Raw genomic sequence first — 12,796 nt, forward strand, 5'->3', positions numbered from 1 at the left:
GCCCGCACCTCCGGATCACCGGTCCTGGAGCGATCCAACCCCCTCGGAGATCATTTCGTTAGGAGTTCTTAGGGCGACCAGCTCACACCGAGCTTGAAGCTGGCACCGTCGCTCCACGTTCCATCACGGAGTCGCCAACCAGGTGTAGATGGCACCACCGAGCGACGCGAGCACACCTATGAACACCAGCACCCTCGATACCGGGTGCATCCACCGCAGCCTCGACGGCTGGTGGAGAGCATGTTCACGTTCAATGAGGCGTAGACAATCGATGTTGAGAGTCGCCGCCAAGTGCTCCTGAACCTTCTTGATCACATCCTCAGCCAAGAGCGCCGAAGCTTGAAGCCTCATGCTCTCCGAATACGCCCCCGCGAGGACGACACCCGCCAGCAGACTGATCACCGCCGCGGCGCCGTGCATATCCGCATTGAGAGCAGCTGCGTAGGCCGTAGCTGCGACAGCCAACAAGACCAACAGCGCATTGAGTACCTGGTAAGCACGTCCCCTGCGGTTTTCGTACCAGTGCCAGGCATGGTCAAGAGCAAGAGCCAACGCCTCATGATCAGTCCCCCCTTGCGTCATGAAAGCAAGATGGCAGGACCCGTCACCGTCGTCCAGAGGACCGCGCGCTGCCCGGCGCGCCTCACCACGAGCGGCCCAAGCCCATGCCCAAGCTGGGAAGCTGGCCATCCGACGTTGGGATGAAGAAGCGCTAGGCGGGCTGGGCCTTCGGCTGGTGGGGTCACTGCCGCTCCAGCGCGAGCCGTACATGTCCCTGGTCAAGGCAGTGCTGGCCTGCCCCCACCGACGCGGACTACCCCCGAGGACTACGCGCAGATCGCGCTGGTGCTCACCGCACACGCCCGCGCCGTCGCCGCCCGCCTCCAGCTGCGCTACGACGCCCACATCACGCCCCGTCGGCAAGGAGCGGGCACTCGATGCCAAGGCGCTCGCCAAGGTAGCGGATCATCTGTCAAACCCGCCGGAGAGCACGGTGAACTGCGTGCAACGACGCGCCCAGACCCTCAGCGCCCTGTACGCGCGGCTCGACCGGTACGAAGAGCCGACGCGTGCCAGTTCTCCGCTCCGCGACGCTCGTTCGCGGAGGGCGACGGCCACGGGCATCGGAGATATCAGTCGATCCAGACCACGACCGGTATCCGGATCGCGCGGAGGTCTTGGTGGACGGTGTACTCGAGGATGACGGGTTCGCCAGGGATATGGATGCTGAACCGGGCGGGGACACTCATCGGGGTGCCCGGCGGCGGCCGGTCCCTGTCCACCGCACCCCCGGCCTCGATGGCAAGGGCGGCGACGAAGTTGGAGACCTTCTTCGCCAAGTCCGACGGCATAGTCAAAATGGCCGAGGTAGCCCCGTCTTCGACGAATGCCGCCCACGCTGGCCGGGGGCGCTCGCTACTCACCCGGCGGCTCGCTCAACCTGCGCGATCAGATCCTCAACGGCGACAAGCTTCCGGCCAGCGCTCGCGTTGGCCCGGCTGGCTTCGGCGCCAGGGGCCCGGTCCAGCATGGCCTCCCGCCACCACTTCTCCATGACCGCGTCGATGGCCACTCTGCCCTCTGCGGCCAGGACCTCGCTGTAGAACTGCGTCCGCTTCTGGTCAGCGAGCGCCGTCCCGATCGCGTTGATGCTGTACGGGATCGCGGGGACCTTGTAACTGACGGGGTGATCAGGCTGCGCGCTCACACGCGTCTCCTCAAGGTCGGGAAGCGGTCTCCTACCGAGCCTACCGGCCAGACCGGCTCACACGGTCCCTTCTCTGCGACAGATACCCGGCGCTCGTCCACTCCTGCCGAGCCTTCCTGCCAAGGTGCGACAATTTCTCAGACTTGCGGTCCGAAGTCGTTGCGACGTGACCGAGGGGGCACCTCCCGAACGAGCACCCGCTCATGGAGGTCCAGACGAATCCCGAGCGGAAGCGTGATGCCTTTCCCCGAAGGCGCCATCGCGCCGTAGCAAGCAACCACGGCAACCAGGCAAGATGCCCGTCCTGAGCACTGACCAGATCCTCGTCCCCTCCGCTCGACGCGCTCAGCGCTCTTGGTGTTCGGTGCGGGAGCAGCCATGACCTCTTGGACGGGACGATCGGTCTGGGCGGCGCGGAGTTCCGCCTGCCGCTGCTGATCAGCCTCTTCGGGTTCGCCGCGCTCTCGGCCGTCATCTTGAGCAAGGCAATGAGCCTGGTCGTGGTCCTGGTCGCGCTGCCCGCCCGGCTGGCAGAGGTCCCGGCCGCCGAGGTGGCCGCACGCTGGCCTGTCGCGGTCAACCTGCTGGCTGGCAGCCTGTGGGGGCCTGGGCCGGAGCCTCCTGGGCAGTGCGCATGCGCAGCGCGACCCTCTACAAGGTGCTGTCCGCCCTGATGGTTCTCATGGCCGCTGCCCTGCTGGTCACGCACACCACCACCCTGGATACGCTTGCGCTGCCGCTGTGGGCGCAGGTGCCGTGCGGAGTCGCGGCCGGGTTCGGCATCGGGGTGGTCGCCGCCGTCATGGACGTGGCCGGAGGCGAGCTGCTGATCCCGACGATCGTGCTGCTGTTCGGAGAGGGCTTCAAGACCGCTGGAAGTCTCTCCCTCCTGGCGTCGCCGCCGACCATGCTGGTGGCTTCGCCCGCTACAGCCGTGCCGGCAGCTTCACCGTCCTCGGCGCCAACCTCCGATTCACCATGGTCATGGCCGCAGGATCGATCGTCGGCGCCATGCTGGGCGGGCTGCTCCTCGGTGTGTTCCCCGATCCGACCCTCATCCCTGTGCTGGCTGTGATCCTGCTCGTATCCGCGGTCAAACTCGCCCGTCACGACTGACTACGCCGAGATGACTCGGAGCGCGACAGCGGCTTGACATCGAGATTCGGCCGCCCACGCGCACCCCGCATGGTCCGGGGCGGGCCGCGCCAACGCTCTATCGAGCGGTCTTCCAGGAATCCTCCGCGTACCGCTCTTCCACGTCCCAGTAGGCATGAGGCCGCACTGATCAGACAGCGTCGGTCCTGGCCTCGTCAGGGTAGCGGTCGGCGATCCGCCGCATCAGCTGGCGTCGGGAACGAGACGGTCGGCTCAGCGGCTGCAGAGTATGCAGCTATCCCAGTGCGGGAGGGCACTCAGGACACGGTGCAGTGCACATGAGGCCATGGCGGCGTCGTCAGGTTCAGGGAAGCCGGGGAATCGTGGGTCGGGCATGGCCGTCGCCGGAGGGAATGCCTCCACCATGCTCTTGAACTGCTGCAAGTAGCGCTGCGCAAAGGGCGGGTCGTACGGCAACTCGTCCCAGCGGTGCCGTTGCAGAGCAAGATCGATCACCCGCAGCACGAACTCCTTGTTACGGGCTTGCTGGGCATCATCATGCCCCCAGTCGATCTCCTCCAGCTCGAAACCGACAACGCCTCGTCCTATGACGCTCTGGTCCTGCTGGGTGAGAAGCCCTGCGAACCGGTAGTCCCACGGTTCTTGGACGAGGTCGGACACCGCCAGCGTCAGCACCTCGACAAATACCGCGGTTCCCCCGTTGGTCAGCTCCAGTTCCTGGCCTGCGCCGCTAAAGACGTTCACACAGGTCACGCTACTCCGAAGCAGCGTGCCCCCGCGCGCGGGCAGACAGCCGAAGAAGTCGTCCCGGAAATGTGACGCCACCGCGAACGCGACCAAGCGCCGACCGAATGGCGCCACGACGAGGCATTGAGCGCCGTCGCTTACCTGACACCCGAAGAGATGAGTCGGGTCGCGGATGCCACCCGACGGACGCTCGCCCCCTACCAAGACCGCGAGCGACGACCCTTGGCCCGGCCTGACGGCGCCCGACCGGTGGGCCTCACCCTATCTGGGCATTACGTCTTTGGAAGAAGGGGCGTGGCCGCCCCGTCAGCCACCGATCGGAGAGTCGCGGTCTTGGCCAGCTTCTTCCACTCCGGGTCGATGGTGTCGAAGTCGGCCTCGGGGGCGCCTTCGGCGGCACGGAGCTGGGCTTCGACGGTCTGGACGCGGCCGACCGCCGCTTGATCGCCCGAGCGGTGTCCTGGATGTGGCCGCGCACGTTGTCGTCCAGGTCGCTGAGTTCGCTCTCGACGTTGTCGAGACCACTCCGGATGCCGCGGGCGTCGCCCAGCTCGTAGCCGAGGTCCTCGACCTCCCCCCACTTGCCGCGCAGCGAGACAGGTCGCTCTCCACCGAGCCGGGTAGGTGCCCTCGTTGCCCGCGGTGTCGTCGGGGATCAGGTAGTTGGTATGCGCCTCGCTGGTGATCACAACCGCGTAACCGGGTGCGGCCGCGGCCGCTGGCGCGGCGTAGGCGATGCCGGTGGGCGGTATGTCCGCGGGTGTGCGTATTTCATCGGTGGCCTACACCGGCGGCGGATCGTTGACTGCCCTCTGTGTCGCTGTTCCCTGCCGCAATGAGCTCCGTTCCATGGTGCGGTTCGAGCTCGACGGAGTGCCCGGCCCGGTCGTGGCCGGTGGCGGCCGGGGCACCTTCCCCGTGACCGTGTCTCACACCACCGGCGCGGTGGTCGGTGCGGAGTGGTGAGCATGTGTGGCGCTGGAGGAGCGGTTCCTTGGCGGCGTGACCTGGGTGTTCCGGTTCGGTGGTCTTCTGGAGGCCGGGGCGGGGTGTTGCTGGCCCCCTTCGGAGTCCTGGGGCTGGCCCCCGTGTGGCCGGGGTGTTGACGCTATGGCGCCGCATGGTTTCCGATCCGTACGTTTAAGCAGGTCAGAGCGTTGCTGGCCGATTCGTGACCGGAGTTCTCCATGTCTCAGACCGTCGTGTCGTCTGTGCCCGCTGCACCTGTCGGTGTCACCGCGCTGCGGGGGAGTGAGTTCGCTCCTCTGTTGCGGAAAGTCAGGGGATTGGGGCTGTTGGAACGTCGCAGGGGCTGGTACGCGCGGGTGATCACCGTGAACTTCCTTGCCCTGGCCGCGGTGGTGGCGGGGGTTGTCCTTGCCGGGGACACGTGGTGGTCGCTGCTGCTGGCCGTGCCGCTCGCCGTGCTGTCCGCCCGTACTGCCTATGTCGGTCATGACGCCGGGCATGCCCAGATCGCTGTCGGCCGCCGGGCGAACCGCGCTATCGGGCTCGTCCACGGCAATCTGCTTTTGGGCATGAGCTGTGCGTGGTGGAACGACAAGCACAACCGGCACCACGCGAACCCCAACCACATCGGGAAGGATCCGGATGTCGGCGCCGGCGCACTGGTGTGGACTGCGGAGCAGGCCGCTGTGCGCCGGGGATTCGCCCGCTGGGTCACCCGTCACCAGGCCTGGCTGTTCTTCCCGATGCTGTTGCTCGAAGGCATCGCCCTGAAGGTGAGCAGTGTCCAGGACCTGCGGCGGCAGCCGGTGCGTGAGCGGGCCGTCGAGGGCGCGCTGCTGGCGCTGCACGCGGCCGGCTACGGGGCTCTGCTGCTGACCTGCCTGCCGGTGGGCAAGGCTGTTGCGTTCGCGCTGCTCCATCAGGCGCTTTTCGGGCTCCACCTGGGCATGGCCTTCGCGCCCAACCACAAGGGCATGGCCATGCCCGACCCGGCGGGCGAGCGCTGGGGCCATCTGCGCCGCCAGGTCCTGACCTCGCGGAACGTGCGGGGCGGGCCGGTCACGGACTGGCTCCTCGGCGGGCTGAACTACCAGATCGAGCATCACCTCTTCCCGAACATGCCCAGGCCCCATCTCAGGCTCGTACAGCCTGTGGTCCGGGAACACTGCCGCGACCTCGGGCTCCCTTATGCCGAGACCGGGCTGCTCGACTCCTACCGGCAAGGGCTGCGGCACATGCACACGGTCGGCGGTGCGGCCCGGCCGGAATGAGAGCTTCGTCGGCTGCGGGGCCGCGCGGCGGCCTGGGTCTTCCTGTCAACCGCGCCCATGGCTTCCTGCCCGACGCCGCAAGCCGAAGCGGTAGCGTCCAGTTGCTCTTCCCTGGCTCTCCCGCTCGCCTCGCGCCGCTTCCGCGCCCTTCTCCGCTGCCTGAGCGAGGCTCAGGCCATGGCCCAGTCGGGAGTGCCTTCAGCGAGGGGGCGGCCGAGCAGGCGATCAGGTGGGCGGCCGGTTCCGGCAGCCGTTGCGAAGCCTTGGCCGGCTCGGCGGAAGCGGGGAGATCGTAGGAGTGCCCGGCGGCGGTCGCTCTCCTGTGCGGCCGAGGGGGGGGGCTGAAAGCACCGGAGGGAGGCGCCCGAACATGGTTGTGCATGCATGCTGCGCTTGGTCCCGATTCCCCTTACGCTCTCCTTGCCCGGAGTCAGAAACCGATCGGGACACGATAAACCGTGCACGCCGGTAACCGGTGCGCAGCGACTTCGCCAGGAACGGCCGTGAGCGCAGGGGAGCAGATGACCACGGAGATTCCGCCCACCGGGTTGTCCTGGGCGCGCGCCGTGGTGAAGCTGGACCACTTGCGGGCACTCACCACGCTGGAGGCGCGCTCCGTGCTGATTGCCGGCCGCGCCGAGGAGCTGGTGGTGGCCATCCCGGATGTCGCGGGGGCCGGTTGTCTAACAGGGGAGATGCGGTTGCAGGCCACCTGCTCCCTTCTCCTGGACGCGGGTTTGCGCGAGTCCTGGAAGGCCGGACGCCTGACCGGGCCCTTTCTTGAGATCTGCACCACCGAACCAGCTTCCCTCAACGCCGCCGAGCGGGGCGCCGCGTGAGCGAACCCCACGGCGACCTGCGGACGCGGAACACGCGGCCGGTTACTGCCAGTGTGTCCACGACCGCGAGCGCCCTGCCATACGGCACGGACTCCGAGCGCGACCGCCAGGTCGGTACCCGGCTGGCCGAGCTCGCCCCGGCCGCGGCTGTTCGGTGGGAGAGCTGGAGCAGCTGGCCGGGGCGCGCGAGACACGCAGCCCCCGGGCCGGCGACCGTGGTGCGCCAACGGCCTGGGAGCGAGGGGTGGGGGGCGTGGACACGCGCGTCCACCGCGGCGCTGCTGCCCAGCCAGGCCCTGCGGGGGAGAGATACAGAATTTCTGCTCAGAGAACGGAACGATGCTCATGACCGACCCGGAAATGCCTGATACGGCCCGTCTGCTGAGGATGAGTGCACACCCCGAAGGCGGTTGGTACAAGGAAACGTGGCGCAGTGACACTGAGATGCAGCCGGAGGGCTATCCGGGGCGGAGGTCCATCTGCTCAGCCATCTATTTTCTCTTGCCTCCCGACGAGGAATCCCGGTGGCACACCGTACGTTCGCCGGAGCTATGGCTGTGGCACCGTGGTGGCCCCTTGCTGCTCTTGCTGGGCGGCTCCGGCGAGAGGCCAAGCAAGGATCCGATGAAAATACTGCTGGGTCCCGATATCGCTGGCGGACAACGGCCGCAAGCCCTCGTGCCGGCCGGGCACTGGCAGTCTGCTCGCCCGGCCGGTGATGAAGAGGTGCTCGTGAGTTGCGTAGTTGCGCCTGGCTTTGATTTTGACGACTTCCAACTACTGCCGAAGGACTAGTACTTCAGCCGCGAAGCTCGACGCTATGGGTGAGGGCCGGTGTTGCGGCGAGGGGTGCCTCTATGTCGTTCGTCAAGCGAGGCGTGGGGTTCTGGATTGGTAGAAGGTGCCGTCGCGGAGCATCGCGAAGAGCACGCTGATGCGCTGTCGGGCCAGGCGGAGGAGGGCCTGTGTGTGGGTCTTTTCGCGGGCCCGGCAGCGGTCGTAGTAGGTGCGGGAGGCGGGATCGTGCAGGGCGGCGAACGCGGACAGGAACATCGCGCGTTTGAGCTGCCGTTTCCGCCGCGTGGTGCGTGTTCGCCGTGGATCGAGGTGCCCGACGACTTCGTCGTGGGGGCGAGGCCGGCGTAGGAGGCCATGTGAGAGGCGGTGGGGAAGCCGGTGCCGTCGCCGACGGTGACCAGCAAGGTGGCGGCTGTCCTGACACCGCGACCCCCGGCATCGAGGTCAGGACCAGGGGAAGAGGGTGAGCGTCCAGCAGCTGGCCGATCTGGGCCTCCAGGGCTCGTCGTTGCTCATGGTCGGCGGCGAGTGAGCGGCCCAGTGAGGGGATCACGACGTAGAGGGTGTCGGTCCCAGGGACCATGACGGTCTGCTCGTCGAGCGCGTCGAAGTCGGCCGGCCGCAGTGCTCTCCAGCGCGAGGAGCTGTCGCTTGCGGTCGATGCCGCCCGCGTAGCCGGACAGCGCCCTGCCTGCGCCGATCACGCGATGGCAGGGTCGCACGACCAGCAGGGGGCTGGCCCCGCTCGCGGTGCTGACTGCCCGGCAGGCGGTGCGCGGCGTGCCGATCAGCTCGGCAATCCCGCAGTAGCTGAGCGTCGTGCCGGTTACGGGATGGTCCAGGGTCTGCCATTCCCGGCTCCGGAAGTCGGTGCCGCAGGTGACGTACTCGATCTCGAAGTGCGTGCGCGTGATCGCGGGGCCGCGGCGGTCGCCCGTCGTGAACGGGCGCATGGTCGGTCAGCGCGCGGACTTCCGAAGGAGCGTGGACCAGTCGACCTCGGTGAGATCGGGCAGCACGAGGTCGGCGTCGGCGAGGGCGGCCGCCGGGTGCGTCGTCGTGACCGCGACGCAGCGCAGCCCCGCGGCACGGGCGGCCGCGATGCCCGCGGGGGCGTCCTCGAAGGCGATCGCGTCGGCCGGGACCACGCCCAGCGCCGCGCATCCCGCCATGAAGCCCTCGGGGTCCGGCTTGCCTCGGCTCACGTCCTCGGCGGTGATGAACGCCGCGAACAGGTCGGCGCCGCCGACCAGGTCGAGCAGCTCCCCGGCGTGGTCGCGCAGCCCCGAGGTGACGACCGCCATGGGGACGCCCTCCGCGTGCAGGGACTTCACCAGGGCCTCGGCGCCCGGCACGGCGTACGGCGGGGGGCTGTCCGGCCCGGTCTGGTAGCCGACGGCCTCCTCGAACAGCTCGTCGACCGTCCCGCCGGGGAACCGGTGCACATGGTCGGCCAACGCCTCCTTGCCGCGGCGTCCCACGAAGGTCGCGAGCAGGGCGTCGTCGACCGGCAGCCCATGGGCCCGGAACAGCCGGGTCCACGCCGCCCGGCTCCGGTGCTCGGTGGCCACCAGGGTGCCGTCGAGGTCGAAGAGCGCCGCGTGTGAGTTCATGATCGGTCAAACCCCTTTCGAGTAACTGTGCTGAGGGCTCCGGCGGATCGGCCGGTGGCGGCCAAGGGGTGCCAGACGCGCCGGTAGTCGTCGTGCCACGGGGACTGCGCTTCAAGGGCCGCCGCCGCGTGCACGACGGTGGAATCGCTGTGCCGCTGGGCCGCGATCTGCATGCCCATCGGGACGCGGTTCGTCGCGCGGCCGGCGGGGACCGTCGCGGCGGGGCCGCCCATCACGGTGCAGGGGATGGTCAGCGACCACCCGGCGTACGCGTCGACCTCCTCGTCCTCGACCTGCCGCGGCCCCACGGTGTTGCCCGTGGGGCCGTTGCGTACGCCGGTGACCGCGTTGACCGGGGTGATGAGCAGGCCGGCTTCGACGAAGACGCTCACGACGGCGTTGACCGCGGGGTCGAGCCGCTCGATGCGCTCCAGGCTCGCCGGGACGACCTCCGTGGGCGAGACGCTCCGGCTCCGGATAAGCGCCGTGAGCACGGTCGCTGTTGTCAATGCGAGATCCTCCACGAGTCGTCTCTCCTGCCTGCCTTGGCGACGGCGTGCTGGGTGCCGTCGCCTCGCGGGGCGGCATCGGCATGGCGCGTGGCCCGCAGCGCAGCCCCCGCCGAGATCAGCGCCAGCACCGCGAAAACGGCCGTGACCGTGGTGAACGCCTCCGTGGCGGCACTCGCCCCGGGGGCAGGAGCGAGACCGGAGTAGAGGGTGCCGAAGACGGCGACGCCGACGGTTCCGGCGAGCTGGGCATTGGTGCTGATCACGCCGCTGAGGTCCGTCGCGTACCGCCGCTCCACCGCGTTCGTCAGATGGCTGATGAGCGAATGGGAGCTGATCCCGAGCCCCAGCCCGCCGAGGCCCAGCAGCACCAGCAGCAGCACACCATCCTCACGGCCCAGGGCCACTGAGGTACTCACGGCGGCGTACCCGACCGCGAGGAGCAGGCACCCAGCTGAGGCCATGAACCGCTGCGTATGTTGGGGAAGGCGGGGCAGCACCGGTCCGGCGATGCCGAAGGCGGCCACCCACGAGACCATGGCAAGCCCGGCTCGCGCCGGGCTTTGGCCGAGGCCGTGCTGAAGGTACAGCGCCAGGACGAACAGCAGGGCCAGATAGGTGAGCGTGGTCAGCCCATGCGCGATCAGGGCCCAGCGGACCGGAGGCCGGGCCACCACATCGAGGCGCACCAGGGGACGACCGCCAGCGGCTCCCAGCCGCCGCTCTACGACCACGAACCAGACGAACGCGGGCGCACTCGCTACCAGGCACAACCAGCTCCATACCGGCCAGCCCTGATCGCGTCCGAACACGAGCGGGACGACGGCGAGCGACACCGCGGAGGACAGTGCGCACACCCCGTGCAGATCCAGCGGCTGGCGCTGCGTCACCGCGTCGGGCGGCAGCGCGCGCAGTCCGGCCAGGAGAAGGACGGCGCCGATCGGCACGTTGATCAAGAAGACCGGCCGCCAGCCACTGCCGAGGATGTCCGCCGAGACCAGCAGCCCGCCCAGGACCTGACCGACGATCGCACCGCCGGAGAGGGCCAACGTGTAATACCCGATGGCCCGGACCCTGGCCTGGCCGGTGAAGTGCAACTGAATCCCGCTCAGTACCTGCGGGACCATCAGCGCGGACGAAGCCCCCTGGCACAGCCGGGACACGATGAGCGTGACCGGCTCCGGCGCGATGCCGCACGCCAGGGAGGTGATGACGAAACCCAGCAGGCCGAGGAGGAAGATCCTGCGGTGCCCATGGGTGTCGCCCAGACGGGCGCCGGTCACCAGCAGCACGGCATACGCCAGGATGTAGCCGGAGACGACCAAGTCCACCTGGCCTGCGGAGGCGTGGAGGTCGGCCTGGACCGAAGGAGCCGCGATGTTCACGATCGCGGTGTCGATGTTGGCCATGAACTGACCCACCAGCAGCACCGTCAACAGCGCTGCCCGGCCCGCCCGTCCCGCGGACTCACTCCCCATCCCGCCGTCACCCTCCGCCATCCATCCTTCCGCCGATGTGCCCATCGGAGTCCTTGAAGGGGTAACACCGCCATCGCGCGCGGGGTTGCACCGATCAGGAAGGTCGCGAGAGGAGGAACCGGCGTTCCCTCTGTGGCATTCGCGCCGCTTTTGGCGGTCGCCGCCGCGGCGCTCGCCCTACGGGCCTGTCGGCGTGTTGCCGGTCAGTGCGCAGTATGTCACGTGGGCCGGAGTCGGGAACCGAGCTGGTGCCGGGCTGGACTGTGCAAAGCGCGCAGCGGACGCCACGGGCGCACTGGAGTCCACAGCGCCGGAGCCCCGGGCTGACGCCACCAGCTCTGGAGCCTGCTGACGTGAAGCGGCCCGGACCCCACGGGGAGTGGGGCCCGGCCCGCTTTCGGTATGTCGGGCGGGTTCGAGTGCAGGGCTGGAGGGCCGGGAGCCTGGGGGACGCTTGGGGGACAGCCACCCGTTGAGACTCGGTTCCAGCCGGTGTCAGCCGAACCCGGTCCCGCCGAGCCATCCGGTGCTCACGGCGGTCGGAGCCAACACAAATGCGGCCCGGCCGGCGGTGGGCCGGTGGCGCTCCCGGAAGACTCGAACCTGCGGCCAAGCGCTGAGAAGATGCCTGCTCAGTTCTCGCTAGTGCTCTGGCCGGGAAGGCCGGGTTGGCGGGTCGTGCCTTCTCGGAGGCAGCTGCGAGACGGCGGCGGCACAGGTCAGCAGCCGTGAGGTGGGGTTTGTGCAGCGCATCGCTGTAGAGCCGCATCTCATGAGCTGTTCGGTCCAGGTGCTGCCAGAAGGTGAGCGATAGGTGGAGGTCGTCACCGAGATCGACGAGACAGTCGAATGGCGAGCTCCAGCTCGTTGTGCTCCAGGAACTCAAGCGGCGCTGAGAGGTCGATGTTCGGCAGGCCCGTCAGATGGACCCGGGCCGCGTCGAGGTGGCCACGGGTCCGGTTCCAGCTGGACTGAAGCGCCTCGCGATCAACGGTCATGGCGTCAGCTCTACGGTGACGACATCATGCACGCGTGTGAAGCGCGGTGACTCTCAAGGCTAGTTGCTTCAGTCGTTGCACGTCCCTGCTTTGAGTGTCTGACTGGCAGTGACATGCCTGCCGGGAGGCAGCGGCCGAGGCCTGTGGGCACTGCCGGGTTCTCAGCGGGGTTCGGGGAAGCCGCGCAGCCCCAGCGGCATGGGCGCGGGCGTGGGAGCGTGTGCGGTGAGGGCGTGCTGCAGGAGGAGCCGGAGACGCTCTCGGCCCTTGGGCCGCATCGTGCTCTTCTCACGGTCGCCGCGCCCGGTCTTCACGGCGGCCAGGGCCCGTTGCGTCTGTTGTGCTGGGGCAGTGGCGCGGGGGTGGAAACACAGCGCCGGTCCCAGGTCCAGGTGCCGCCCGGCGACCGTGATGGCGAACTCCTCAGACCTTGCCTGCATGGCGTGTGGCTCACTGCTGAGCACGGCCCGCACGGTGGGGGAGTCAGGGCCGTCGAGGGTGAGTCCCAGCTGGGGCATGAACGGGGAGATGACGCAGTGTCCCTTGAGGAGTAGACGTGCCATGCGAAGGACGATTCGGTCGAGGGGGGGCAGCTCACCGCCTCCGACGGCCCCTTTGCGCGCACGGACCTCGAACGCGCCACCTGCGTGGATGTGCTGGTGGATCAGTGGCAGACGCAGCGCGGCCGCGGGCTCCAGCGTCTTCAGCGAGGACGTGAACTGCAAGGATGCCGGACCAGCACTGGTGTCG

Annotated in this window: 14 protein-coding genes and 2 pseudogenes; 5 read left to right on the top strand and 11 right to left on the bottom strand. The window is 68.7% G+C overall.

The genetic code is table 11. From position 1 onward, the window contains the following. Positions 1 to 123: 123 nt before the first annotated feature. The 3 genes from SSOG_RS45780 to SSOG_RS45790 all read right to left on the bottom strand — a co-directional run bounded on the left by SSOG_RS45780 (position 124) and on the right by SSOG_RS45790 (position 1,708). On the bottom strand, positions 124 to 582 hold the full coding sequence (locus SSOG_RS45780) for a hypothetical protein (RefSeq protein ID WP_106516570.1): 459 nt from the start codon (positions 580 to 582) through the stop codon (positions 124 to 126). A 551-nt stretch (positions 583 to 1,133) separates the two neighbouring features. Further along, positions 1,134 to 1,352, bottom strand: a complete 219-nt coding sequence (locus SSOG_RS45785) for a hypothetical protein (RefSeq protein ID WP_009721156.1) — start codon at positions 1,350 to 1,352, stop codon at positions 1,134 to 1,136. 68 nt (positions 1,353 to 1,420) lie between these two features. Beyond that, on the bottom strand, positions 1,421 to 1,708 hold the full coding sequence (locus tag SSOG_RS45790; RefSeq protein WP_009721157.1) for a hypothetical protein: 288 nt from the start codon (positions 1,706 to 1,708) through the stop codon (positions 1,421 to 1,423). A 634-nt stretch (positions 1,709 to 2,342) separates the two neighbouring features. On the opposite strand from SSOG_RS45790, the gene SSOG_RS57255 reads away from it, so the two are divergent. Next, positions 2,343 to 2,783 (top strand): sulfite exporter TauE/SafE family protein, encoded by a 441-nt coding sequence (locus SSOG_RS57255; protein ID WP_245606551.1) that lies wholly within the window; start codon positions 2,343 to 2,345, stop codon positions 2,781 to 2,783. 293 nt (positions 2,784 to 3,076) lie between these two features. Here the strand turns inward: SSOG_RS57255 and SSOG_RS45800 are convergent, their stop codons facing one another. Beyond that, a complete protein-coding gene (locus tag SSOG_RS45800) occupies positions 3,077 to 3,568 on the bottom strand; it encodes a hypothetical protein (protein ID WP_039942876.1) in 492 nt (163 codons plus the stop codon). 84 nt (positions 3,569 to 3,652) lie between these two features. Between SSOG_RS45800 and SSOG_RS57260 the strand changes: the two are divergent. From SSOG_RS57260 to SSOG_RS50105, 4 genes and pseudogenes are all read left to right on the top strand, one after another. Next, a pseudogene (locus SSOG_RS57260) lies at positions 3,653 to 4,015 on the top strand (hypothetical protein); the annotation flags it as partial. Between the two features lie 743 nt (positions 4,016 to 4,758). Then, positions 4,759 to 5,811 carry an acyl-CoA desaturase gene (locus SSOG_RS45805; RefSeq protein ID WP_009721161.1) on the top strand — a complete coding sequence of 351 codons (1,053 nt, stop codon included), beginning with the start codon at positions 4,759 to 4,761 and terminating at the stop codon, positions 5,809 to 5,811. A gap of 503 nt (positions 5,812 to 6,314) precedes the next feature. Continuing rightward, the gene (locus SSOG_RS45810; RefSeq protein WP_009721162.1) at positions 6,315 to 6,650 is read left to right on the top strand and encodes a hypothetical protein; all 336 of its coding nucleotides are present in this window, start codon (positions 6,315 to 6,317) and stop codon (positions 6,648 to 6,650) included. Between the two features lie 345 nt (positions 6,651 to 6,995). After that, positions 6,996 to 7,445, top strand: coding sequence for a cupin domain-containing protein (locus SSOG_RS50105; protein ID WP_086015900.1), 450 nt, complete (start codon positions 6,996 to 6,998; stop codon positions 7,443 to 7,445). A 72-nt stretch (positions 7,446 to 7,517) separates the two neighbouring features. Here the strand turns inward: SSOG_RS50105 and SSOG_RS45815 are convergent. The 7 genes and pseudogenes from SSOG_RS45815 to SSOG_RS45835 all read right to left on the bottom strand — a co-directional run. After that, positions 7,518 to 8,058: pseudogene (locus SSOG_RS45815) on the bottom strand (transposase); the annotation flags it as partial. After that, positions 7,961 to 8,401: a methylated-DNA--[protein]-cysteine S-methyltransferase gene (locus tag SSOG_RS58150; protein WP_009721165.1), complete on the bottom strand. Its 441-nt coding sequence runs from the start codon at positions 8,399 to 8,401 to the stop codon at positions 7,961 to 7,963. The pseudogene SSOG_RS45815 and the gene SSOG_RS58150, both read right to left, overlap by 98 nt. A gap of 6 nt (positions 8,402 to 8,407) precedes the next feature. After that, on the bottom strand, positions 8,408 to 9,061 hold the full coding sequence (locus SSOG_RS45820) for an HAD family hydrolase (RefSeq protein ID WP_009721166.1): 654 nt from the start codon (positions 9,059 to 9,061) through the stop codon (positions 8,408 to 8,410). Beyond that, entirely contained in the window at positions 9,058 to 9,570 is a 513-nt protein-coding gene (locus SSOG_RS45825; protein WP_167542559.1) for an amidase family protein, read from the bottom strand. The genes SSOG_RS45820 and SSOG_RS45825 overlap by 4 nt, the downstream gene beginning before the upstream one ends. Continuing rightward, a complete protein-coding gene (locus SSOG_RS45830; protein WP_208867472.1) occupies positions 9,567 to 11,048 on the bottom strand; it encodes an MFS transporter in 1,482 nt (493 codons plus the stop codon). The genes SSOG_RS45825 and SSOG_RS45830 overlap by 4 nt, the downstream gene beginning before the upstream one ends. Positions 11,049 to 11,872: 824 nt before the next feature. Then, on the bottom strand, positions 11,873 to 12,046 hold the full coding sequence (locus SSOG_RS57270; RefSeq protein WP_245606552.1) for a hypothetical protein: 174 nt from the start codon (positions 12,044 to 12,046) through the stop codon (positions 11,873 to 11,875). Positions 12,047 to 12,207: 161 nt separating this feature from the next. Then, the coding region (locus SSOG_RS45835) for a hypothetical protein (protein ID WP_208867475.1) at positions 12,208 to 12,796 on the bottom strand (589 nt) is incomplete at its 5' end.

The sequence above is a fragment of the Streptomyces himastatinicus ATCC 53653 genome, from assembly GCF_000158915.1.
Taxonomy (GTDB): Bacteria; Actinomycetota; Actinomycetes; order Streptomycetales; family Streptomycetaceae; genus Streptomyces; species Streptomyces himastatinicus.

Excerpts from the sequence above, each read along its gene's own strand:
- SSOG_RS45780 (WP_106516570.1), bottom strand. The coding sequence starts at position 582 with ATGACGCAAGGGGGGACTGATCATGAGGCGTTGGCTCTTGCTCTTGAC.
- SSOG_RS45785 (WP_009721156.1), bottom strand. The coding sequence starts at position 1,352 with ATGCCGTCGGACTTGGCGAAGAAGGTCTCCAACTTCGTCGCCGCCCTT.
- SSOG_RS57255 (WP_245606551.1), top strand. The coding sequence starts at position 2,343 with ATGCGCAGCGCGACCCTCTACAAGGTGCTGTCCGCCCTGATGGTTCTC.
- SSOG_RS45805 (WP_009721161.1), top strand. The coding sequence starts at position 4,759 with ATGTCTCAGACCGTCGTGTCGTCTGTGCCCGCTGCACCTGTCGGTGTC.
- SSOG_RS50105 (WP_086015900.1), top strand. The coding sequence starts at position 6,996 with ATGACCGACCCGGAAATGCCTGATACGGCCCGTCTGCTGAGGATGAGT.
- SSOG_RS58150 (WP_009721165.1), bottom strand. The coding sequence starts at position 8,401 with ATGCGCCCGTTCACGACGGGCGACCGCCGCGGCCCCGCGATCACGCGC.
- SSOG_RS45820 (WP_009721166.1), bottom strand. The coding sequence starts at position 9,061 with ATGAACTCACACGCGGCGCTCTTCGACCTCGACGGCACCCTGGTGGCC.
- SSOG_RS45830 (WP_208867472.1), bottom strand. The coding sequence starts at position 11,048 with ATGGGGAGTGAGTCCGCGGGACGGGCGGGCCGGGCAGCGCTGTTGACG.
- SSOG_RS57270 (WP_245606552.1), bottom strand. The coding sequence starts at position 12,046 with ATGACCGTTGATCGCGAGGCGCTTCAGTCCAGCTGGAACCGGACCCGT.